At 38.4% G+C, this 23,507-nt stretch carries 17 protein-coding genes; 16 read left to right on the top strand and 1 reads right to left on the bottom strand.

The genetic code is table 11. The features are described 5' to 3' along the window. The first annotated feature begins 67 nt into the window (after nucleotides 1–67). Nucleotides 68–2,452, top strand: a complete 2,385-nt coding sequence (locus tag BIV20_RS10435; protein ID WP_075720678.1) for a LuxR C-terminal-related transcriptional regulator — start codon at nucleotides 68–70, stop codon at nucleotides 2,450–2,452. A gap of 34 nt (nucleotides 2,453–2,486) precedes the next feature. Here the strand turns inward: BIV20_RS10435 and BIV20_RS10430 are convergent, their stop codons facing one another. Next, on the bottom strand, nucleotides 2,487–3,287 hold the full coding sequence (locus BIV20_RS10430) for a histidinol-phosphatase HisJ family protein (RefSeq protein WP_075720677.1): 801 nt from the start codon (nucleotides 3,285–3,287) through the stop codon (nucleotides 2,487–2,489). Nucleotides 3,288–3,561: 274 nt separating this feature from the next. Between BIV20_RS10430 and gap the strand changes: the two genes are divergently transcribed. From gap to BIV20_RS10355, 15 genes are all read left to right on the top strand, one after another. Further along, nucleotides 3,562–4,578: a type I glyceraldehyde-3-phosphate dehydrogenase gene (gap, locus tag BIV20_RS10425; protein WP_075720676.1), complete on the top strand. Its 1,017-nt coding sequence runs from the start codon at nucleotides 3,562–3,564 to the stop codon at nucleotides 4,576–4,578. A 265-nt stretch (nucleotides 4,579–4,843) separates the two neighbouring features. Beyond that, the gene (locus BIV20_RS10420) at nucleotides 4,844–6,055 is read left to right on the top strand and encodes a phosphoglycerate kinase (protein ID WP_075720675.1); all 1,212 of its coding nucleotides are present in this window, start codon (nucleotides 4,844–4,846) and stop codon (nucleotides 6,053–6,055) included. A gap of 218 nt (nucleotides 6,056–6,273) precedes the next feature. Then, a complete protein-coding gene (gene tpiA / locus BIV20_RS10415) occupies nucleotides 6,274–7,023 on the top strand; it encodes a triose-phosphate isomerase (RefSeq protein ID WP_075720674.1) in 750 nt (249 codons plus the stop codon). 147 nt (nucleotides 7,024–7,170) lie between these two features. Further along, the gene (locus tag BIV20_RS10410; protein WP_075721052.1) at nucleotides 7,171–7,842 is read left to right on the top strand and encodes a response regulator transcription factor; all 672 of its coding nucleotides are present in this window, start codon (nucleotides 7,171–7,173) and stop codon (nucleotides 7,840–7,842) included. Then, on the top strand, nucleotides 7,830–9,032 hold the full coding sequence (locus BIV20_RS10405) for a HAMP domain-containing sensor histidine kinase (protein ID WP_075720673.1): 1,203 nt from the start codon (nucleotides 7,830–7,832) through the stop codon (nucleotides 9,030–9,032). The genes BIV20_RS10410 and BIV20_RS10405 overlap by 13 nt, the downstream gene beginning before the upstream one ends. A 72-nt stretch (nucleotides 9,033–9,104) precedes the next feature. Then, complete coding sequence (locus BIV20_RS10400) at nucleotides 9,105–9,995, top strand: ABC transporter ATP-binding protein (protein ID WP_075720672.1); 891 nt, start codon at nucleotides 9,105–9,107, stop codon at nucleotides 9,993–9,995. An 11-nt stretch (nucleotides 9,996–10,006) separates the two neighbouring features. Further along, nucleotides 10,007–11,251 (top strand): hypothetical protein, encoded by a 1,245-nt coding sequence (locus BIV20_RS10395; protein WP_075720671.1) that lies wholly within the window; start codon nucleotides 10,007–10,009, stop codon nucleotides 11,249–11,251. After that, nucleotides 11,223–11,843, top strand: a complete 621-nt coding sequence (locus BIV20_RS10390; RefSeq protein ID WP_075720670.1) for a hypothetical protein — start codon at nucleotides 11,223–11,225, stop codon at nucleotides 11,841–11,843. The genes BIV20_RS10395 and BIV20_RS10390 overlap by 29 nt, the downstream gene beginning before the upstream one ends. Nucleotides 11,844–11,949: 106 nt before the next feature. Continuing rightward, the gene (locus tag BIV20_RS10385; protein WP_075720669.1) at nucleotides 11,950–13,689 is read left to right on the top strand and encodes a methyl-accepting chemotaxis protein; all 1,740 of its coding nucleotides are present in this window, start codon (nucleotides 11,950–11,952) and stop codon (nucleotides 13,687–13,689) included. A gap of 82 nt (nucleotides 13,690–13,771) precedes the next feature. Continuing rightward, nucleotides 13,772–14,467, top strand: a complete 696-nt coding sequence (locus tag BIV20_RS10380; protein WP_075720668.1) for a response regulator transcription factor — start codon at nucleotides 13,772–13,774, stop codon at nucleotides 14,465–14,467. Between the two features lie 83 nt (nucleotides 14,468–14,550). Next, nucleotides 14,551–15,495, top strand: coding sequence for an ATP-binding cassette domain-containing protein (locus BIV20_RS10375; RefSeq protein ID WP_075720667.1), 945 nt, complete (start codon nucleotides 14,551–14,553; stop codon nucleotides 15,493–15,495). Then, nucleotides 15,489–16,262: a hypothetical protein gene (locus tag BIV20_RS10370; protein ID WP_075720666.1), complete on the top strand. Its 774-nt coding sequence runs from the start codon at nucleotides 15,489–15,491 to the stop codon at nucleotides 16,260–16,262. Before BIV20_RS10375 ends, BIV20_RS10370 begins: the two co-directional genes overlap by 7 nt. Before the next feature lie 9 nt (nucleotides 16,263–16,271). Further along, nucleotides 16,272–17,171, top strand: a complete 900-nt coding sequence (locus BIV20_RS10365; RefSeq protein WP_075720665.1) for a sensor histidine kinase — start codon at nucleotides 16,272–16,274, stop codon at nucleotides 17,169–17,171. A 199-nt stretch (nucleotides 17,172–17,370) separates the two neighbouring features. Continuing rightward, nucleotides 17,371–18,690: an aspartate kinase gene (locus tag BIV20_RS10360; RefSeq protein WP_075720664.1), complete on the top strand. Its 1,320-nt coding sequence runs from the start codon at nucleotides 17,371–17,373 to the stop codon at nucleotides 18,688–18,690. A 263-nt stretch (nucleotides 18,691–18,953) separates the two neighbouring features. Then, entirely contained in the window at nucleotides 18,954–23,474 is a 4,521-nt protein-coding gene (locus BIV20_RS10355; protein WP_242939821.1) for an alpha-amylase family glycosyl hydrolase, read from the top strand. Nucleotides 23,475–23,507 lie beyond the last annotated feature (33 nt).

The raw sequence follows: 23,507 nt of genomic DNA, 5'->3' as shown, positions 1-23,507 counted from the left end.
TGAATTATTTCTGATAAAATATAATTGTCATGATAATGTTTTTATACGGAGGAGGGGCATCTGGGTGATGCAAGAAGAAATCTATATATCGCCACGAAAGGCAAGAATAAAACTAAAAGAAGCACAAAAAAATGCGCAGACAGTGTATCTCTATGGGGCTACCGGATATGGAAAGACGGCTTTGGTCAGGAACTATCTGAAACGTATGGAATACTTGTATTTCAACGCAGGAAATGTGCTTGTTAATGAACTTGCTATATCAGAAAGTATTGGGGACAGGGAATCGGGAAGAACTATCGTAGTGATAGATGATATTCAGCTTGCAGAGCCGGAAGATGTGCGAAGTGCTATTGTGGAACTGAGCGGAAGAAGGGATATATGGCTTATACTGGTGGGACGGTGCCGTTGTCCATCGTGGCTTCTGGCTGCTACTTTGAAACAGTATCCATTTATGATAATAGAGGAAGAAGAACTTAAATTTGATCGTGGTATGCTGGAACGCTATTTTGAACAGAGTGGTATTGTAGCAAATGAAGATACTCTGCAGCGAGTAAATCAGGTAGCCAGAGGACATGGGATGGCAATCAGGATTGTTGCAGAGCTGTTGCAGGATGGGAAAACCTTTACAGAGGATACGATAAAGCAGGTGCAACAGATATTTTGGGATTATCTGGATTATAATGTATATGATCAGTGGGATACAGAACTGTTGGAATTCCTGATGCAGATGAGTGTGGTAGACAGCTTTACGATGCAGATGGCAGAACATATTACAGGAAAGACAAACGTACCTTATTTAATCCAGAAATCATGGGAGACGGGAAACTTTCTTTACGAAGAAAATGGGGTTTACCATTATGAACCGGCCATGTTGGAAAGCCTGAGACGCAGCTTCCAGAATAGGTATAACAAGCAGCAGAGAGATGAACTGTTTTACAATGCAGGATTGTTTTATGAACAGGAAGGCATGGTAATGGATGCACTTCGTATGTATAAAGCCTGCGGGAACAAAAACAGAGTAGGAAGTTTGTTGATTGACAATGCCAGAAAGAATCCGGGCAGTGGATATTTATATGAATTACGTCATTATTATCTGACCTTGCCCGAAGAAACCATAGCAGAAAGTATTGAGTTGACTGCGGGGATGTGCATGCTTCAGTCTATTCTAATGAATACGGAAGAGAGTGAACGGTGGTATGATAATCTGGTAGCACAGGAAAAGAGAAGAACCGGAAGTGAAAGAAAGGCAGTAAAAAGCTGGATTGCGTATTTGGATATTGCGCTACCTCATCGAGGAAGTGGTGGCCTTATTGATATTATGAAGAATGCATTTGTTTTACTCACGAATCGCCAGCTTACTCTGCCGGAATTTTCAGTTACCAGTAATCTTCCGTCGCAGATGAACGGCGGAAAGGATTTCTGTGAATGGAGTAGAAGGGACAGAGAACTGGCAAAGACGATAGGAAAGCCGGTAGCTGTCGTGCTTGGAAAATATGGAAAGGGCTTTGTAGATATTGCTCTTGCAGAGAGTTTTTATGAAAAGGGCGGGGATAACTATGAGATTCTTTCACTTGTGAGTCGGGGAAGAATGCAGGCTGAAGCCGGAGGAAAATTAGAGCAGTGTTTTGTGGCGGCTGCTATTCAGGCAAGGGTTCATGTGATTAACGGACAAATAGAAGAGGCGGTAGAGATTTTGAAGCATTTTCGGAATGTAGCAGTAAAAGAGCATGGGGACAAGCTTCTTCCGAATATAGATACTTTTTTGTTTCGTTTGGCGCTGTATCAGGGGGAAAAAGCACAGATTGAGGAATGGATGGAGAAAGCTCCAAAAGAGGATGAGGAATTCTGTACTTTTAACCGTTATCATTATCTGGCAAAGGTCAGAGGATACCTTTTATATGGGAGGTATGAGCGGGCACAGAGTCTGTTGGAGCGGCTTTTGTATTACGCAAAGGTCATGGACCGTCCGTATATCCGCATGGAGTCAAAGATACTTTTGAGTATTGCTCTTTATCGAATGGGAGAGGTAGCATGGAAAGAGATACTGTTAGAGGTGTTGAGAGAAGCAGAGGATTATCATTTTGTTAGAATTATTTCCAGAGAAGGAGCCGCTATTCGGGAACTATTGAAGTCAGTGGGCTGGAAGGCAGAGGATGCAGAAATAAAGGAACAGAAGGCATATCGTAGACAGGTACTGAAAGAGACCGAAGCAGTTGCCATTGCTTATCCCTCTTATCTGAAAGTGAAAAGTATGGAAGAAGAAGTATTTTCTGATAATGCTGTAAAAATTCTCAAGCTTCAGGCAGAAGGTCTTTCTAATACACAAATTGCGGAGTTGCTTGGAATTACGGAGAGTGCAGTAAAGTATCATTGCAGGGAAAATTATAAAAAACTGGGAGTTAGGGGAAAAGCAGAGGCTGTTATGGAAGCTAGAAAGCGAAAGCTGATTTGAAATTTTTATTTCAAATCAGCTCCTTTTCGTATTTTTACAACTTATAAAACTCAGGTTTTCTGTTTTTGAATACAGTATAGTAAGAAAATCCGGCTTCTTTTAAGATATTTGGTACCTTTGCAAAGTCAAAAGCAACATGCTCCGGTTTGTGTGCGTCAGCACCAATGGTAATAATTTCGCCACCAAGTTCATGATAGCGTTTCAGGATTGCTTCCGTAGGATTGGGATGTCCAAGACCGTATTTGAAGCCGCCTGTGTTGATTTCAATGCCTTTTCCCTTCTGAATTAAGGTTTTTAAGATTTCGTCAATCACATCGGCAAATTTTTCATAGGTATAGTAAGTATTTCGGTTAGGACCGTATCGTACCACATAGTCGATATGACCATATACATCAAAACAATCGAATGTGGAAAGGTTTTCCAGGATGGATTCAAAGTATTCCAGATAGGCATCATCTTCTGTTTTTCCAACATAGTATTCCGGATAGTAAGGGTCGATACCATGTACCACATGGGAAGAACCAATTATAAAGTCAAAGGGGTGTGTAGATACAATCTCCGGAAGTTTCTTGGAAAGGTGTGCTTGTAAGCCAAGTTCCAGACCAATAAGAACCGGAAAGTCCGAAGAAAAATCTGCCTGCACCTGAGTCAGTTCATCAAAATAAGCAGAGAAATCAATCAGAAATTCTGATGGGGCATTGGGATAATCAATATCCAGATGATCCGTAAAGCATAGACCATCCAATCCCTTTGATATGGCAGAATGAACCATTTCGCGTGAATCGGCTTCACTGTCGCCGGAAAAATGTGTGTGCATATGTGTGTCCCAAAGCATAGAAAAGTCTCCTTTTTGTACAAGGTTTTGTTCATATTTCACAGTTTACTATATATGAAATGCACTATTTTGTCAAAATACAAAGTAGCAAAGTCAGCACAATAAGTAAAATGTGGGGTAAAAGTATATTACATGTAAAAAAATAGTGAAAAAATTAACAAAGTTAAAAAACCTACTTGAATTTTGGACAAAGATTGGGTACAATGATAACAGATTTTGGGTTTGATATCCAAAAAGAAATATTAAATTCATTCAAAACTAGGAGGAATTAAACATGTCAGTAAGAGTAGCAATCAATGGATTTGGACGTATTGGACGTTTAGCTTTCAGACAGATGTTCGGTGCAGAAGGATACGAAGTAGTAGCAATCAACGATTTAACAAGCCCTAAAATGTTAGCACACTTGTTAAAATATGATTCATCTCAGGGTAAATATGAATTAGCAGATAAAGTAACAGCTGGAGAAGATTCTATTACAGTTGATGGAAAAGAAATCAAAATCTACGCTGAAGCTGATGCTAGCAATTGCCCATGGGGAGAATTAAAAGTAGACGTTGTTCTTGAATGTACAGGATTCTATACATCCAAAGAAAAAGCTTCTGCTCATATCAAAGCAGGTGCTCGTAAAGTTGTTATTTCTGCTCCAGCAGGAAATGACCTTCCTACAATCGTTTACAATGTAAACCACAATACACTGAAAGCTGATGATACAGTTATTTCTGCAGCTTCTTGTACAACAAACTGCTTAGCTCCAATGGCTGACGCTTTAAACAAATATGCAGCAATTCAGTCTGGTATTATGTGTACAATCCATGCTTACACAGGAGATCAGATGACATTAGACGGACCTCAGAGAAAAGGTGATTTAAGAAGATCTCGTGCAGCAGCAGTTAACATCGTTCCTAACAGCACAGGTGCTGCAAAGGCTATCGGATTAGTTATTCCAGAATTAAACGGAAAATTAATCGGTTCTGCACAGCGTGTACCTACCCCAACAGGTTCTACAACTATCTTAACAGCAGTTGTTAAAGGTAACGACGTAACTGTTGAAGGAATCAATGCAGCTATGAAAGCAGCAGCTAACGAATCTTTCGGATACAACGAAGATGAAATCGTATCTTCTGATATCGTAGGAATGAGATTTGGTTCTTTATTCGACGCTACTCAGACTATGGTTTCTAAAGTTGCTGATGATTTATATGAAGTACAGGTTGTTTCTTGGTACGATAACGAAAACAGCTACACAAGCCAGATGGTTCGTACAATCAAATACTTCAGCGAATTAGCATAGGCATTGAATACTTAGCGAGGACGAGCCAAAAGCGAAGTCCGAGGTTAGTATGAAAACCGTTCTGTGAGATTAGCGAAAGCGAGCCTGTATTTGGCGAAACTTGAGGTTAGCGAACAGAACTGCCTTATTCAAATGATAATACACTGCACGGTAGACTACTTTTGTGAAGCGACAGGCTACCAGAGTGCAGATAAGACTCAGGAAGGGGTCCGGTCTTTAGGGACCGGGCTCCTTTTTGTAATTTAATAAAAAAGGAGAAAATACTATGTCTTTAAACAAACTTTCTGTAGATGATATTAATGTAAAAGGAAAACGCGTTCTTTGCAGATGCGATTTCAATGTACCTTTAAAAGATGGTAAGATTACAGACGAAAACCGTCTGGTAGCAGCTCTTCCTACAATTAAAAAATTAGTAGCTGATGGTGGAAAAGTAATTCTTTGCTCTCACTTAGGAAAAGTGAAGACAGACGAAGACAAGAAAACAAAGACTCTTGCACCAGTAGCTACAAGACTTTCTGAATTATTAGGACAGGAAGTAAAATTTGCAGCAGATGCAGAGGTTGTTGGACCAAATGCAAAAGCAGCTGTAGAAGCTATGAATGATGGAGATGTTATTTTATTAGAAAACACACGTTTCAGAGCAGAAGAAACAAAGAACGGAGAAGCTTTCTCTAAAGAACTTGCTTCTTTATGTGATGTTTTCGTAAATGATGCATTCGGTACTGCTCATAGAGCACACTGCTCTAACGTAGGTGTTGCTGGGTTAGTTGACACTGCAGCAGTTGGATACTTAATGCAGAAAGAAATCGACTTCTTAGGAAATGCAGTAGAAAACCCAGTTAGACCTTTCGTAGCAATTCTTGGTGGAGCTAAAGTTGCTGATAAGTTAAACGTTATCTCCAACTTATTAGAGAAATGTGATACTTTAATCATTGGTGGTGGTATGGCATTCACATTCTTAAAGGCACAGGGATATGAAATCGGAAAATCTTTAGTAGATGATACAAAGCTTGATTACTGTAAGGAAATGATTGCAAAAGCTGAGAAACTTGGAAAGAAATTATTACTTCCAATCGATACAGTAGCAGCAGATGCATTCCCAGATCCAATTGATGCTGAGATTCCAGTAGAAGTATATGCAGTAGAAGCTATGCCAGCAGATAAAGCAGGATTCGATATCGGACCTAAGACAGCAGAATTATATGCAGACGCTGTTAAATCTGCTAAGACTGTTGTATGGAACGGACCAATGGGTATATTCGAAAACCCTGTACTTGCAAAAGGAACTATCGCAGTAGCAGAAGCTTTAGCTGAAACAGATGCAACAACAATCATTGGTGGTGGAGATTCCGCAGCAGCTGTTAACCAGTTAGGATTCGGTGACAAGATGAGCCACATTTCCACAGGTGGTGGAGCTTCTTTGGAATTCTTAGAAGGAAAAGAACTTCCAGGAGTAGCAGCAGCTAATAACAAATAGATAGCCACAAGCGGCTAATCTATTTGTTATTAGCCGCTGTTTGAACTGCGCACCTCGCGGAGAGGAAGATAGCCCTGAAGGGCACCGCTCGGGCGCGGCGAATTCCCAGGCGGAAATTCTTATCAATAATAAGTAGAGCACTTAGTGAACACGAGCCGAAGGCGAACTGTGAAGTTAGTGCGAACTTCCTTATAAAAATATGAGAAGAGGATAAAATCATGGCAAGAAAGAAAATTATTGCAGGAAACTGGAAAATGAACAAAACTCCAAGCGAAGCAGTAGCTTTAGTAAACGAGTTAAAACCATTAGTAGCAAATGATGAAGTAGACGTAGTATTCTGTGTACCGGCTATCGACATCATCCCAGCTATGGAAGCAGCAAAAGGATCTAACATCAACATTGGTGCAGAAAATATGTACTTTGAAGAAAGCGGAGCATACACAGGAGAAATCTCCCCTGCTATGTTAACAGACGCTGGTGTAAAATATGTTGTATTAGGACATTCTGAAAGAAGAGAATACTTCGCAGAAACAGATGAAACTGTAAACAAGAAAGTATTAAAGGCTTTCGAACATGGTATTACACCAATCATCTGCTGTGGAGAATCTTTAACACAGAGAAAACAAGGCATCTACATCGACTGGATTCGTATGCAGATTAAGATTGCGTTCCAGAACGTAACTGCAGATCAGGCTAAGACAGCAGTTATCGCTTACGAGCCAATCTGGGCTATCGGAACTGGTGAAACAGCTACTTCCGATCAGGCAGAAGAAGTATGTGCAGCAATTCGTGCATGCATCAAAGAAGTATATGATGAAGCAACAGCAGAAGCAATCCGTATTCAGTATGGCGGATCTGTAAACGCAGGAAATGCAGCAGAATTATTTGCAAAACCAGACATCGACGGTGGTCTTGTAGGAGGAGCTTCCTTAAAGGCTGACTTTGGTAAGATTGTTAATTACAAATAAGTATCAGATTGCTATAAACTGACAGATAGCTCTATATAAGACGAAAGGGATTATTGTAGGATATTTTACAATAGTCCCTTTTGCGATATGAGAATATAGGAAAAGTATAGGAAATTTCCAGATATGATAAAAGCGGAGGATTGTAATATGAAGAAAATATTGGTAGTGGATGATGAAACAGATATCCGTAAATTATTAAAAGAATATCTGGAATTAGAAGGGTATTTGGTATATACGGTAGAAAATGGTAGTAAAGCCATAGAAAACATCAAATATAATCCGGATTTAATATTATTGGATGTGAATATGCCGGATATGGATGGATACGAAGTGTGTGAAAAGATAAGAGATTATGTAAATTGTCCGATTCTTTTCCTTACAGCACGAACAGAAGAAAAAGATAGAGTTAATGGGTTGAAGTCAGGAGGAGACGATTACATTATAAAGCCCTTTTCTATAGATGAATTATTGGCGAGAGTGGAAGCACATTTGCGACGAGAAGAGCGAAAGAGTCAAAAGAGCAATGTGTATATCAAAGAAAATTTGACGGTAGATTTTTCCGGACATCAGGTATTGTATGATGGAGAAAATTTGGGATTTACGAGAACAGAATATCTGATTTTAGAATTGTTGCTGACCCATAGTGGACAGGTATTTGAGAAAGAGCAGATATATGAGAAGGTTCGTGGCTTTGATGGAGAAGCAGATGCAGGAATCGTAGCAGAGCATGTGCGAAGAATCCGTAATAAACTTGGAAAATACAGTAAGAAAACATATATAGAAACAGTGTGGGGAGTAGGATACCGATGGATTGGATAGAAGAAAAAGCAGAAAAGTTAAAAGAATATTTGAAAAATATCAGTCTGGTAAGAAGTTTAATATGTTATTTGTGTATTACTTCAATAGGTGCAGTTGCATTGTGGCTTTTTACTAGAAATATTTGTGATGTATGGATGCAGGTGATTGGTATGCGAATTCAGAATATTCACTATTATGATTTGGATATGGGAGGAAAGTTATTTGTTTCACAAAGCAAAAAGTATGGCATGATATTGAAGATATTGTCTGTTATTTATAATAATAGTTTTGTGATTTATATGTTTATTGCATATGTGATTGCAGGAAAAGTCTTTTGGACCAAAAAGCTTTATCCGGCATTGGAGACGATATCGGATATGCTCAGTGCCCTAAATGCGGGAGATTATAGTAGGGAAATTGTATATCACAGTGGCGATGAGATGGGAAGAATTGGAGAAGGGATGGAGGAACTCAGAAAGAAACTTATACGGGAGAAATGCCGACAATGGGAACAGCAGGAAGAGCAGCGTAACATTAATGCAGCATTTGCCCATGATATGAGAACACCGTTAACAGTCATTCGGGGGTATACAGAGTTTTTGCAGAAATATGTACCGCAGGGAAAGGTTTCACAGGAATTATTGATGGAAAAACTGGATACCATGAAGTATCAGGAGGAACGTTTGCTGCGGTTTTCAAATACCATGACAGAGCTTCAGCGAATCGAGAAAAGGGAAATATCTTGTAAGTGGATGAAATTTTATGATTTACAACAGCGTTTGAAAGAATCCATGGAAGTCATGGAACAGATGAATGGGAAAACAATTTCTATATGCACAGAGCAAGAAACAGAGAGCAAGGAGAAACAGCAGGAAATCTTTGCGGATTGCGAATGTATTCAAGAGGTTGTAGAGAATCTTTTGAATAATGCGGTGCGTTATGCCCGACAACATATTGTAGTGCAATTAGAAATCGGAAAAAGGGAATTGATTATATATGTAAAGGATGACGGACCGGGGTTTTCACAGAAAGCACTGCGAATAGCAGCTCAAGCATATTTTAGTGAAGAAAAGGATAGCAGCGAACATTTTGGCATTGGATTGTCTATTTGTAAAATTCTTTGCGAAAATCATAATGGAAATCTCACTTTTCAAAATAGTATAAAAGAAGGAGCTATTGCGGCAGCTACCTTTGGAATCGGAGTGAGATAATTTTTGATTGATAGGAAATTTATAGGAAAAGTTCTTTTATGATAATAGATATCATGAAGGAGGATATATAATATGAGTACACAAATTGAAATTAAGCAACTTTCTAAGAATTTTGGGAAGAAACAGGCTTTATCTAATGTGGATTTGACGATTAAGCAAGGGATGTTTGGATTGCTTGGACCAAATGGAGCAGGGAAAACGACCTTAATGAAAGTATTGACTACATTATTAAAAAAAAGTAGCGGCGAGGTAAGTATTTGTGGTGTTCCGGTGGAAAATTCTAAGCAAATTAGAAGCATGATTGGATATCTGCCGCAAGATTTTTCTATGTATGGCAATATGAATGCCTATGAAGCATTAGATTATCTGGCAGTATTGTCGGGTATGGACAAAAAGGAGAGAAAGAAAAAAGTACCGGAGATGTTGGAAAAGGTAAATCTGGAACATCAGCAGAAAACAAAAGTAAAAGCAATGTCTGGTGGTATGCGTAGAAGATTAGGTATTGCACAGGCAATTATCCATAATCCGAAAGTAATCGTAGTGGACGAACCTACTGCCGGATTAGATCCGGAAGAACGAGTACGTTTCCGCAACCTTTTGTGTGAAATTGCAAGAGAACGAATCGTCATTTTATCTACGCATATCGTAGGAGACATTGAAGCTACTTGTGAGAATATCGCTGTTTTAGATGAAGGCAAAATATTGTTCCGAGGAACGGTGTCAGAATTGTTAGATATGGTAACGGGAAAAGTGTATAAAATGGAAGTATCTACGATGGAACTTCCGATGATAAAAGATATCTATTTGGTAACAGGGATTCTTACCAATGGAAGTACTTCTACTATAAAAATTGTATCTGAGAAACCACCGATGGAAGAGGCACAAGTGTGTAATGGAGATGTAGAGGATGCCTATATGTACTTGATGTACAAACACCATAATAGCAAAAAAGTGGTAGCTTAGGAGGTGGAAGCATGTTTGGAACATTATTTATAGATGAATGTAAACAGATATTGAAAAGTCTGGTTTATTATATTTATGTGATTATTTTGATTTTATTTTTAACCAGCCAGATGAGCGGAGATAGTGTAAAAGATTTAAAAGAGCCGGAAAAGGGGCAGGACTATTATGGAATGGTTGTTTCTATGGATGAAACAGATATTATGGAACGGACTTTGGCGGAGTTATTTGAGGAGGTTGACATCAATTCATTTGCTACCTATCCTATGGGATTTTATAAGCAGGTTATTCTAAGTGATGCAGAATTAGCAGAATTAGAGGGAATTATAGAGGAATGTTCAGGAGAGGATATGGATATTTTGAAAAAACAAGTATCTGAACATTATGAACAATATGACCAAACCACGATGGAAGGTGCCATGCAGGCAATGGCAGAAAACAGAATAAAAGTAAAAAAAGGATTTACATATGAAGAGTTTTGCCAGAAGATGGAGAGAGTTTGTGAAATTATAGGAAAAGGGTCTTCTTATGAGAAGAAAAATTTCGAGGGAGGTGTAGAAGTAAGCAGTAACTATGAAACGGAGTTGGAAGAATACAATAATATTTGTAAAAAAGATAAAGTAACCGGAGCATATATGCGTTTGTTTTGCGATTATGCCGGAATTATATTAGGGGTACTTCCTATTTTTCTTGGAGTAACCAGATGCTTAAGGGATAAACGTTCCCAGGTTTCACAGGTGATTTATGCAAGAAATGCAGGAGCAGGGGTGATTCAGGGAAGCAGATATTTGGCAAATGTGTGTATGACATTTTTACCGGTGTTGATTGTATCTTTTATACTTCAGTTGCCATGGCAGTATCAGGCACAGACGTTAGGAGTGAAAGCAGATGTGTTGGCATTTTTGAAATACGATGTAATTTGGCTGTTGCCCGAAATTATGATAGTGCTTGCAGTAGCATTTTTTATTACAGAGATGACGGAAAATATAATATCTATTTTTGTACAGGTATTCTGGGCTATTGCAAGTCTATTCAGTAGTATGATCCTTAAGGGGAGTTTTGGATTTAAGCTGATAGTACGTTGGAATGAGGCGGGGGCTGCAGCGTTGTTCGAACAGCAGAAATCTCAGTTGTATATCAACAGGGGATTTTATTTTATACTGTCACTGGTTTTGTTTGGATTGACCTGTTTGGTATATGAGAAGAAGCGTAGGGAGGGAGAGACTATCTATGGAAAGATATTTAAGCGTAGGAAGTAGTTTCCTTCGAAAACAGTATTTGCCTCACCTTCTGGTTACATTGTTCTTCTGTGCTATGTCCGGATTTTTTGTGAGTTTTCGGAACCTGTCGCCTAGGCAAGCTGCAAAGGTAATGGAAATGTTTGTAATATTTGTTGGAATATTATTGCTTACACCATTGTTTATGCCGGAACAGAATCGAGAAGTCTGGTTGTTGGAGAAGTCAAAAAGAATGGCGTTATGGCAAGTGTACCTGGTGAGAGTTTTTCAGGCGATAGTAATATTGGCACTTATTGTAACTGTGTTTATTGGAATTCTTCATCTGGGCAATAGTGAATTTCAAACAAAAAAACTGTGGATTGGTTCCTTTTGTGAAACTTGTTTTCTGGGAAGCGTGGGATTTTGTATAAGTGGCATTACCAATCAAGTGGTGTTGGGGTATATGGTATCCGTCCTATATTTTATTGGGAATATTGGCGGAAGTAAATACTTTGGAAAATTGGCGTTATTCCGGATGATGAATGATAATTTTTCCTTTATTCCATGGATGGCAGTGGGAACAGTGATTTTGTTGATAGCAGGAATTGTAGTAAGAGAAAAATTGAATAGGTAATATTAGCTTTGTAGTGAATTCTAGACATTTATGCTTTTTTGTAGTACTATATAGTTATATAAGAAAACCATAAGAGAAGTTGGAACTAAGGAGTTGAAATTTTGAAATGAGAAAACAAAAGAGCATAAGTGTATTATGGAAAATTATGATTCCGGTGATTATAGTAGGGCTGGCAGGAATAGCTGGTGGAATCATTACACTAAAGGCATTGAATATGAATCAACATTCTAGCGCCCAGATTACCGGAGAAGGGCTGGATAACTTAACGGCATTGGACGCGATTAATCTTGAATATGAGAAAACAATGAAGCTTTCTCTGGCATATTGTACTTCTGATAGTGTGGATTTTAAAAAATATGTAATGGAAGAATTGTACGATTATGCGGAGAAGATAACAGGATATCAAGATACACTTCGGAAGAACAAGGATGATTTCTCGGAAGAAGAACAACAAATGATGGAAGAGACATTTGAGGTGATTTCACAGGCTCAAGGGGAAATTATAGAGACACTTGCAGTTGCAGACAAGAATCCGGAAGTTGCATTGAAAGTTTTTAATGAAAAAATGACAGAATGGTCTAAGCAGATTGGAGACAATCTGGATAAGTTGACTGAGGGCAATGATAATCAGATTAATGATTTGGTTTCTAATCAGAGAAAAGTCTTTGAACGTAGCTTTATACTATCGGCAGTATTGATTATTATACTTATATTGGCATTTGTAATTACTGTAATTTTAGTGTATTGTTTAGTTATTAAGCCTCTGAAGAAGCAGTCAGAGCAGTTACATCTCATTATTCGAGAGATTAATGAAGGAAGAGGAGACTTAACCAAGCGTTTAGAGATTAAGAGCAATGATGAAATTGGGGCTTCTTCAAGAGGAATCAATGAATTTATTGAAACTCTTCAGAATATTATGTCAAAGATTATTACCAATTCAAGTGTATTGGATGGTATAGTAGGAAATGTTGTAACAAATGTGAATACTTCGAATGACAATGCAAGTGATATTTCTGCTATTATGGAAGAACTTTCTGCAACTATGGAGGAAGTATCAGCTACTACGAATAATGTTACAACAAATGCAGAGGCAGTGAATAAGCGCGTTCAAAATATGGCAGAGCAGACAGAAGTTATTTCTAAATATGCTCAAGAAATGAAAGCACGTGCTGTTGAACTTGAAAATAGTGCCAAGGATAATAAAGAACATACAAGTAAAGTGGTTGGTGAAATTACAGATGAGATGAATGTTGCACTTGAAAATAGCAAGAGTGTAGAAAAGGTTGCACAGCTTACCGAGGATATTTTAAGTATTTCTAGTCAGACCAATTTGTTGGCCTTAAATGCATCCATTGAGGCAGCGCGTGCAGGTGAAGCTGGAAAAGGATTTGCAGTTGTTGCAGATGAAATTCGTCAACTTGCAGATTCTAGTAGAGAAACAGCCAATAAAATTCAGAGTATTAATGAAATGGTAATTCAGTCTGTAAATGGTTTGGTAAATGCTTCGGAGAAGATTATTACATATGTGAATGAGACAATCCTTCTTGATTATGACTCTTTTGTAGAAGGTGGTCAGCAGTATAATGAGGATGCTACTCAAATTGATCAGAATATGGCAGAATATGCAACGGAAGTAAAAGCAGTGATGTCTAATATGACAGAGATGACAGAGTCTATTGATGGTATTAATAGTGCTGTAGAGGAAAGTGCGAAAGGGGTTACAGATGCTGCCGTGAACATTGATTCTTTAGTACAGTCAATTTCTCAGGTTAGCACACAGATGACGGAGAATAGTGCAGTTGCTAAAAATCTGAAGGAAGAATCGGAGAATTTTACAAATGTATAAAATGCTTTGAAAGAATGATGATTTTGAAAGAGAACCGGCTAAATGCGAAAGCATTGGTCGGTTTTCTCGTAAGAGGAGAATGATGGAAAAAGAAAAAATACTAATTGTGGAAGATGACAGTGACATCAACGGATTATTGTGTAAAATTTTAGAAAAAGAAGGATTCGAGACAGTAAGTGCCTATTCCGGAAGTGAAGCATTGCTGCGACTTTCCGTGGAACACTTTGATATGATGCTGTTAGATTTGATGATTCCGGGAATCTCAGGAGAAGAAGTCATAAAGCAACTTCGGGAAAAAGAAAATGAAATTCCCGTTTTGGTAGTGACGGCCAAGGCATCTTTGGAAGATAAGGTTTCAGTATTAAATTTGGGTGCAGATGATTATCTGACAAAGCCTTTTGAAAATGAAGAGGTTGTGGCGAGAGTCAATGCCAGACTGCGTAGGTTTTGCAAGAATAAGAGTGCAGATAAAGAAGGGCAGAAATTGCAATTTAAAAATCTGGTGTTGGATAAGGAAGCCAGAACTTGTCAGGTAAAAGGACAAGAGATTTTTCTTACGGTGCTGGAATTTGATATTTTAACATTGCTTTTGGAACATCCGGACAAGGTATACTCTAAGGAAAACATATATCAGGCAGTGTGGAAAGAGAATTATATAGGAGAAGACAGTACGGTTAGCGTGCATATCAGTAATATCCGTAAGAAAATTGCAGCCTTGGATGAGGAAGAATATATTAAGACCGTATGGAGCATAGGATTTAAATTGGCAAATCTTTAAACTTTCTTTAAACTTCATTTATGACTTTTAAAAACTCTTTTCCTATAATAGGAAAAGAAAAGAGACAGAAGGAGAGGAAGAAAATGGAAGAAGAAATTTTAAGGATTTCGGATATGACCAAGCTATACCAAGGAAAAGTAGCTTTGAATCATGTGTCGATTTCCATAAAACAGGGACAGATATATGGATTGGTTGGAAATAATGGTGCTGGAAAGACTACACTGATGCGAATGATTACAGGAACTGCTTTTTGGGATGGAGGAAGCCTCCAGCTCTTTGGAAAAGAACAGTCACAGAAGATTGGAAGAGAGCGAAAAAGGTTGGGTTCTCTTTTGGAAACACCGGCGTTTTTTGAAAATCTGACAGGAAGACAGAATCTGGAGTATTATCGGATTCAGCTTGGGATTCCAGGAAAACAGGGTGTAGAAGAATTGCTGATGCAGGTGGGATTGTCAGAAGCAGCGGAAAAGAAAGTAAAAGGTTATTCTTTAGGAATGAAACAGCGTCTTGGAATTGCCTTGGCACTGTTGAATCATCCGGATTTTCTGATATTGGATGAGCCAATCAACGGACTAGATCCAAAGGGAATTATTGAGATTCGTAATACTCTCTTACGTTTGAATCGAGAAAAGGGAGTTACCATTTTGATTTCCAGTCATATTTTGGCAGAACTTACCAATCTTGCAACTTATTTTTGCTTTATGGATAAGGGAAAAATATTAGAAGAAATCAGCAGAGAAGCACTGGAAGAAAAATGTCAGACCTATCTGGAATTGAAAGTATCAGATGGAGAAAAGATGTCTGTCCTATTAGAACAGAATTTCCCTAAAATGCGATACCGGGTGTATCCGCAGAATGTGATTCATATTTACGAGAATCAGGATAAAGCACAGGAAATCAGTCAATTGGCAGTGCAGAATGGTATCGGATTACTGGGACTGTCACAAAAGACAGTTGATTTGGAAAATTACTATATGAATATGGTTGGCGAAGACGGAAGTGCAGAAAGGGGGAGTATGGCATGTTAAATTATATCAAAAGTGAATTTTATCGGATTTTACATTCTAAAGAGGTATATGTCCTTACTGCAATTTTTACAGGGTTAATCACTGCATATAATGTGATACTTTATCTGTGTCAGAATTTACCGCATTTTCAATATGCGAATACCCGGCATTCTTATGGAATGATTGATATGTCAATGGGGACATTCATTTATATTATTATTGTAATATGCAGTATGCTGGATGGCAGTAGTATGAAAAATATGAAGAATTCTGTGGCATTTGGGGTAAATCGAAGTGTGATTTATTTTGGCAGAATAATTGTGTATAGTTGCGTTTGCCTGGTGATGTACTTGTATTTGATGGGATTACATTTTGGCCTTGGAAAACTGTTGTTAGAAGATAGTGGAAGCGAGATATCGCAAACTTTTATTCGAAGTACGTTTGTATGTATTCCTATGTTTTTGGGAGCAGTGGTTGCTTATCATTGTTGTATCCTTTTGAATAAGAATAGTATAACATCTGCAGCTATTATGATTATCATTCTGGTTGTTGTGCCAAAGGGAATGAGTATTTTGGCGTATAAGATATCACAGGTGAAGGAAATCAGTGATATGTTGATGTATAATCTGATGCAGGTAAAACTTACGGAAACTGTAACAGGATATGCGCGGGCATATACCTGGGATACGACTATCGGAATTGTAAAGTGTATGATTGCTGCAGTTAGTGCAATTGTAGTATTTTCGTTTATAGGTATGAGATGTTTCCAGAAAAAGGAAATACGCTAAGGTGAGAATGTGGAGAATGTAATTATCGTAGTTTTGGTTGTTTTATTGTTAGCAGCAGTTGTAAAAATTATATTGGATAAGAGAAACCTACGGGCATTGACAAAGGAATTTCAAATGCTCATCACAGAAGAAGGAAATGGGGAGCTTCATTTAGGCTCTCCTTCTTCTGATGTGGAAAGGTTTTTAGAAGTATTTCATACATATCTGGAAAAAACAAAAGAGAATCAGCTTGCAGTGAAGAAGAAAGAACAGGAATTAAAGGATGAGATAGCGAATATTTCCCATGATTTGCGTACACCACTGACCTCTATGAAAGGATATTTAAGACTTCTGGAAGATAAGAATATTACTGAGGAAGAGAGGAAAAGTTATCTGGAAGTGATTCAACGTAAAACAAATCAGCTTCAATATCTGGTGGGACAGTTGTATGAATATGCCAGCATGAAGGACAGAACAGAAGCACTGCATCTGGAAAAAACGGAGTTATATGGATTTTTCTGTAATCAGATACTGAATTACTATCATGATTTTGAAACAAAGGGAATACAAGTAACTCTTCCGGAAGAAAAACAGTATGAGGTAATGGTAGATGCTCAAGCTTTGGAAAGGGTATTCGGCAATTTAATTGGAAATGCCATAAAGTATGGAAAAGATTATTGGAAAATAGATTTTGAATCAACAGAACAGAATGTCAGAATAATATTTCGGAATCCGGCAGGAGGACTTACAGAAGAAGAGGTACTACATTTATTTGACCGATTCTATATGCAGGAGCAGTCCAGAACTGTGGGAGGTTCAGGACTGGGACTTACCATTGCAAAAATGCTGATGGAATCTATGGAGGGAGAAATGACGGCAGAATTAGACGGAGAGGCTTTAAAAATAACGCTTACGTTCCTACGAATTTAATTCTTTGTTCCACCAGTGATATACTAGGATTTTCTGTACATTCTGCCCAAAAATACATCACTGTAACGCGGTACAGTAGCAAAATTAAGAAAAAATAAAAAAACGGGTTTCTATATAGGAAATCTTGTGATAAAATGCAAGTTAGACACAAAAAGGAAAAGGAGAGGCAGGATATAACGAAATTCTGCAGAAAAGAGAAATGGTAAAAGTAGTAAAATTTGGTGGAAGTTCACTGGCAAGTGCCCAGCAGTTTGTGAAAGTAGGAAATATTATTCGTTCTGATGAAGCGCGTAAATATGTAGTACCAAGTGCTCCGGGAAAAAGAAATTCCAAAGACACCAAGGTAACAGATATGCTGTATCAATGTTATGCCTTGGCAGAAGAAGATAAGGATTTTAGTGCAGCATTGAAGAAGATTCAGGAGCGTTACAATTCTATCATTAACGGATTGAACTTAACATTATCTTTGGACGAGCAATTCAAAGTGATAGCAGAGAACTTTAAGAAAAAAGCAGGAAGCGATTATGCCGCATCCAGAGGTGAATTTTTAAATGGTATTATCATGGCGAATTATCTTGGATATGAGTTTATTGATGCAGCAGAAGTAATTGTATTCGACGAAGATGGTGAATTTGAAGCAGAAAAGACAAACAAGATTTTATCAGAGCGTTTGGCAAAATGTGAACGTGCCGTTATACCTGGATTCTACGGTGCAAAGGAAGATGGAACGGTTAAGACATTTTCCAGAGGTGGTTCTGATATTACCGGTTCTATTGTTGCGAAAGCAGCTCATGCGGATATGTATGAGAACTGGACAGATGTTTCCGGTTTCTTAGTAGCTGACCCAAGAATCATTGAAAATCCGGAATCAATCAAGGTAATTACATATAGAGAACTTCGTGAGCTTTCCTACATGGGAGCAACTGTACTTCATGAAGATGCAGTATTCCCGGTTCGTAAGGAAGGAATTCCAATTAATATCCGTAATACCAATGCACCGGAAGATGAAGGTACCCTGATTGTAGAGAGTACTTGCCGTCAGTCTGCATATACTATTACCGGAATTGCAGGAAAGAAAGGTTTCGTAGCAGTTAATATTGAAAAGGCTATGATGAACTCTGAAGTAGGATTTGGAAGAAAAGTTTTAGAAGCATTCGAAGAACAAGGTATTTCCTTTGAACATGTACCATCCGGTATTGACACTATGACCGTATTCGTTCATCAGGAAGAATTCGAAGGAAAAGAACAGGAAGTTTTGGCAGCAATTCATCGTCTTGCAAAGCCGGATTCTATTGAAATTGAGTCTAACTTAGGATTGATTGCAGTAGTGGGTCGTGGAATGAAGTCCACTCGTGGAACAGCAGGAAGAATCTTCTCTGCGTTGGCACATGCTAATGTTAATGTTAAGATGATTGACCAGGGGTCTAGTGAGTTAAATGTCATTATTGGTGTAAGAAATGAAGACTTCGAAGCAGCGGTAAAGGCAATTTATGATATTTTTGTAATGACACAGATTTAAAGCGAAAGTATTGAGAGTGGTAAAAAAAGTACTATAATAATGAAAGTCTTTTGGCAGTCTTAAAAAGCAGATTGCCGAAAGACTTTTTTTGATTTTGTAGATGTCGGTGCAAATGTCATAAAAAAACAATATAAAAACATAAAAAAACGATACTTTATACAAAAAGAATGTGTTATTATGCTTGATGGAGAAAATTTGGAACAGACGATTTTGTTCCAGGGGTAAAATTTTCAAGATTATAGAAAAAGGAAGGTATGAAAAGGATGCGAAAAGCAAAACACAAATGGGCAAACAGAGTCCTGAGTTTTATCATGGCATTGGCGATGATAGTAACTATGGCTCCGACATTGCCAGGCGGTAAGATGGAGGCGCATGCTGCAGGAAGCGTCAAGTTGTATTTTGAATTACCAGAAAATACAAGTGCAACAGATTGGGCGGTAAATGCATGGAATGATGTTACTGTTTCAGGAGATAGTGCTCATGCATTTCGACCAACTAACTGGGGAGAGGGAGCTACATACCCTACATTGCTAGCGGATGACAACTTGCCAGGCTGGGGATATGTGACTGTATCAGGAACCGTAGAGGGTTTACAGTTTGTGAATTTAGAAGGAAAGGAATACAAGTGCTGGAATGCTCAAATTACGGCACAAGGATATGATACAGCATATTATTCAACAAGTGATAAGGTGTGGTATGCCGATTCTGATAAAACTCAAGAAATAAAAGAGGCGGAAGTTCAGAATATCTTTGTTTTGGTTGGAGACGCTGGATTGGCGGGAAGTGCTTGGAATAATACAGATACAAGCAATGTATTAGTGCAAAGTACAAGTAATGAAAATATCTATAGTATTACATTTGAAAGTGTTCCTGTAGGTAAGTATGAGTACCAAATCTTACAGGATCCGGCTAATAAAGGTTGGGAACTTGCTTGGGGAGGTAAGTATAACCGTTGTGTAGAAGTGAGTGCGCCAGCAGATGTTACATTTACAATTGATTTAACAGATACGTCATATGACATTAAAGTCACTTGCAAATATGTCAAAGACTTGGTTGTAGATGTGGCAAAGCAGATAAAAAAGGATAGTGTATTGACTCTACCATCTACTGGTATATATTATGATGGTGAAGGGAACAAGAGTGAAGTACCAGTTACTTATACACCAGTATCTGAGGGAGTGACAGTAAGCGGAACTACATTGACTGTTCCGAATAGCTATACCGGAACAGATGCGACTGTTAAAGCTACTTGCAATGGATTTGAAAAAAATATTACCATTCCGGTAGTAGAGAAATTATATACTTACACTATTTACTATTATGATTTTAATCCGACCCACATGGCAACGGATGCTACAGATTTGTGGCTCTGGCAGGAGGGCGGTGCAGGAGGAGTTGCATATACTTTCTCTGGAACAGAAGAAAAAGATGGAAATACTTGGTTGAAGGCAACAGTAACGGTTCCTTTCTACGACAATATCAGAATTATTCCAAGAAGTGCAGGTGCATGGAATTGGCAGAATGATACCATTTCCTACGACAACACCACACAGGCAGAAAACACAACAATCTACCTTACTTCTAACAGCAAAGAGGCATACACTTCTATTCCGGATCTGGTTCCGCCAAGAGAACGTTACGTTCTGGTAGAGTATGACAGACCGGAAGCTGATTATGAAGGTTGGAATATTTTTACATGGAACAGCGGATTTGGAAATAGCGTATCTGTCCCGGTAGAAGAACTGGGTGGCAAGATGGTTGCTAAGGTTCCGGTAAAAGATTCCACAGCGGATTTAATGTTATCCTTCTGTATGAGAAGAAGTGAACCTGGAAAAGATTGGGCAAAAAAGGATGGCGGAGACCATTATGTAAATGTTCCTGCTAACCAGACTGTTGTAAAGGCGAAGTTCGTACAGGATCAAGGTATCACAGAGGTTCTTCCTTACAATACCGGCTACCAAATGGACGGAGCGAATGGAAAGATTCATTTCTACTACAGAGATGATGTATTAGCAGCAAATAACAATCTTGCATCTTTGAATGGCAAGGTAAGCATTACTGTAAATGGAACTGTTCACGATATGACCTATGATGCGGCAACAGATCGTTTCGTATATGATTTGTCCGGTATCGAGCCAGGCGATTACTATTATTACTACACTATAAATGGTGAGAAACAGTTAGATGCATTTAATGGCGAAAAAGGTACTTACAATTCAGAAGAATGTAGCAAGTGTACCTATAAAAAATATGATATGACAATCTCAGCAGAGATGTCACAGTCATCCATGGATTACAATGATAATAATGTTTTAAAAGTTAAGTGTAATCCGGCAGCAGGGCAGTCTATGGCAGGATTTGAAGTTGCAAATGCGTCAGTAGATTTAAGTGCATTGGGATTAAGCAGCACACAGGCAATCAATACAGAACTGATGGAACTGTCCATTGCATGTAAAGATACGACTACTACAGGTGTGAAAACACTTCCGGTAACTGTAACGGATATATATGGTAATGTATATACAACAAATGCATCTGTTACTGTTACAGCAAGAGACAAGAGTAATGGAGATTTTGACTGGGATGAGGCTGTAATCTACTTTGCAGTAACAGACCGTTTCTTCGATGGTAATGCAAGTAATAACGATGCCTACGGTGTAGGAGATTACAATACAGGAGAAGATGGCGGTTCTTCCTATCATGGAGGAGACTTCGCAGGTTTAAATGCTAAGTTAGATTATTTGCAGGATTTGGGAGTAAATACAATCTGGATTACTCCAATCGTAGAAAATATTATAGACAATCAGCCTGATTCAAAAACTGGTTTCGGTACTTATGGTTACCATGGCTACTGGGCAAGTGATTTCACAGAACTTAACAAGCATCTGGGAACTAAGGAAGAGTTTAAAGCACTTCTGGATGCAGCTCATAGCAGAAACATGAAGATTATGGTAGACGTAGTTCTGAACCATGCAGGATATGGCACAGAAGATTACTTTAATAGTATAGTGACTGCAGAAGACGGTTCGGCAATTGATATGATTCGTGATTCTGGCAATACAGTATCCGGTGATGATAAGTTGGATTCCCTTTCAGGACTTCCGGATTTTGTAACAGAGAATGAGGAAGTAAGAAATCAGTTGATTGAGTGGCAGACAGATTGGATGGATGAATTTGACATTGATTATTATCGTGTAGATACGGTAAAACATGTTGATAACACTACATGGGCGGCGTTCAAAAACTCCCTTACTAAGGTAAATCCTGATTTCAAGATGATTGGTGAGTATGCAGGTGCAGGTTATGCTAATACAGCAGGTGAACTTGGAACCGGAAGCATGGATTCTTTATTAGACTTTGATTTTAATGGATGGGCAAAGGAATTTTTGACCGGAGGTATTTCCAAAATTGAAGAAAATCTGCAGAAACGTAATGGTGCAATTAACAACACTGCAACTATGGGTAGCTTCCTGAGCAGCCATGATGAGGACAGTTTACAGTATACATTAGTGAATGAATCCGGATTATCTGAAACAGAAGCATACAACTTGATGAAGGTTGCAGCAACATTGCAGATTACGGCAAAAGGACAGCCGGTTATTTACTATGGTGAGGAAATTGGGCAGGCAGGAGCTAACAATTGGCCATATCAGACCAATCGTCGTGATTTTGATTGGGCAGAACTGGAGAAACAGAAAACAGACAGTAACAGCATCTACAATCACTATAAGAATATGTTGAAAATCCGCAATGATTATAGCAAAGTATTTGCGAAGGGTGACAGAGCAACTGTATTACAGTCTGATGCCGATGGATATGAAGTAATCAGCAGAAGCTATGGCGTAGAGACACTGTATGTTGGTATGAATATCACAGGAACAGCGAAAAATGTAGTAATTCCGGTTAGCGCAGAAGCAGGAACTGTTCTTACGAATCTGTATGATGGCAAGGAATACACCGTTTCTGCAGATAAGAAGATTTCCATCACAATTCCGGAAGCAAAGAATGGTGGTACCATCGTTTTGGGAGAAAAGAAAGAAAATGCGGATGTCAGAACGGTGATTCCTGTTTCGGGAAATGACTTCACAGAGGTAATTGATACCATCAATGAAGTAGAAGATGGAACCACAATTACCATAATTATGCCAGATACAGATGCGAACACTGCAGTAGTACCGGCAGAGGTATTTAATGCTATTTCTAACAGAGATGTAACTGTTAATATTCAAGTAAGTGATGTGGCAACTTGGATAGTAAATGGTAACAACGTTAAAAATAATGTTACAACACCAATTGATTTAGGTGTAACAATGGGAAGTAGTTCTATTCCAACAAATAAGATTAAGGCACTGGCAGGAGATAATAACACACTTGAGATTTCTTTGGCTCATGATGGAGCATTTGGATTTGATGCAAGTTTGAATTTAAAAGTTGGAACAGAGAACAGCGGAAAATATGCAAACTTGTACTATTACAACGAGAGTACCGGAAAGCTAGAATATACACAGGCTTGCAAGGTAAATGCAGATGGTACCGTAACGTTTGAGTTCACTCATGCTTCTGAGTATGTAATTGTGTTCAGTGATACTGATATGAATCCGGTATTAGCTTCCGGAACACAGAATACGACAACAACAGCAACAACTCAGACAACAACAACTCAAACAACAGCAAGTGCACCGAAGACAGGTGATACATCACCAATAGGGTTATATGTAGTATTACTCTTTGTGGGAGGAGCGGCAGTTGTAGTTGTGACAAGAAGAAAAAGAAAAAAAGCATAGAAAAACAGATGAACAGGCTGTTGCACGATAAGT

It is taken from the genome of Roseburia sp. 499 (assembly GCF_001940225.2).
Taxonomy (GTDB): Bacteria; Bacillota; Clostridia; order Lachnospirales; family Lachnospiraceae; genus Petralouisia.
The sequence above is the reverse complement of the archived record's forward strand: the minus strand, read 5'-3'. Positions and strand labels throughout refer to the sequence as shown.

Bases quoted from the DNA above. Each gene is read 5' to 3' on its own strand.
- BIV20_RS10375 (WP_075720667.1), top strand. From the start codon at position 14,551: ATGGAAGAAGAAATTTTAAGGATTTCGGATATGACCAAGCTATACCAA.
- BIV20_RS10370 (WP_075720666.1), top strand. From the start codon at position 15,489: ATGTTAAATTATATCAAAAGTGAATTTTATCGGATTTTACATTCTAAA.
- BIV20_RS10400 (WP_075720672.1), top strand. From the start codon at position 9,105: ATGAGTACACAAATTGAAATTAAGCAACTTTCTAAGAATTTTGGGAAG.
- BIV20_RS10395 (WP_075720671.1), top strand. From the start codon at position 10,007: ATGTTTGGAACATTATTTATAGATGAATGTAAACAGATATTGAAAAGT.
- BIV20_RS10430 (WP_075720677.1), bottom strand. From the start codon at position 3,287: ATGCTTTGGGACACACATATGCACACACATTTTTCCGGCGACAGTGAA.
- BIV20_RS10380 (WP_075720668.1), top strand. From the start codon at position 13,772: ATGGAAAAAGAAAAAATACTAATTGTGGAAGATGACAGTGACATCAAC.
- BIV20_RS10420 (WP_075720675.1), top strand. From the start codon at position 4,844: ATGTCTTTAAACAAACTTTCTGTAGATGATATTAATGTAAAAGGAAAA.
- BIV20_RS10355 (WP_242939821.1), top strand. From the start codon at position 18,954: ATGCGAAAAGCAAAACACAAATGGGCAAACAGAGTCCTGAGTTTTATC.
- BIV20_RS10360 (WP_075720664.1), top strand. From the start codon at position 17,371: ATGGTAAAAGTAGTAAAATTTGGTGGAAGTTCACTGGCAAGTGCCCAG.
- BIV20_RS10405 (WP_075720673.1), top strand. From the start codon at position 7,830: ATGGATTGGATAGAAGAAAAAGCAGAAAAGTTAAAAGAATATTTGAAA.
- BIV20_RS10435 (WP_075720678.1), top strand. From the start codon at position 68: ATGCAAGAAGAAATCTATATATCGCCACGAAAGGCAAGAATAAAACTA.
- BIV20_RS10410 (WP_075721052.1), top strand. From the start codon at position 7,171: ATGAAGAAAATATTGGTAGTGGATGATGAAACAGATATCCGTAAATTA.
- BIV20_RS10390 (WP_075720670.1), top strand. From the start codon at position 11,223: ATGGAAAGATATTTAAGCGTAGGAAGTAGTTTCCTTCGAAAACAGTAT.
- gap (WP_075720676.1), top strand. From the start codon at position 3,562: ATGTCAGTAAGAGTAGCAATCAATGGATTTGGACGTATTGGACGTTTA.
- tpiA (WP_075720674.1), top strand. From the start codon at position 6,274: ATGGCAAGAAAGAAAATTATTGCAGGAAACTGGAAAATGAACAAAACT.
- BIV20_RS10385 (WP_075720669.1), top strand. From the start codon at position 11,950: ATGAGAAAACAAAAGAGCATAAGTGTATTATGGAAAATTATGATTCCG.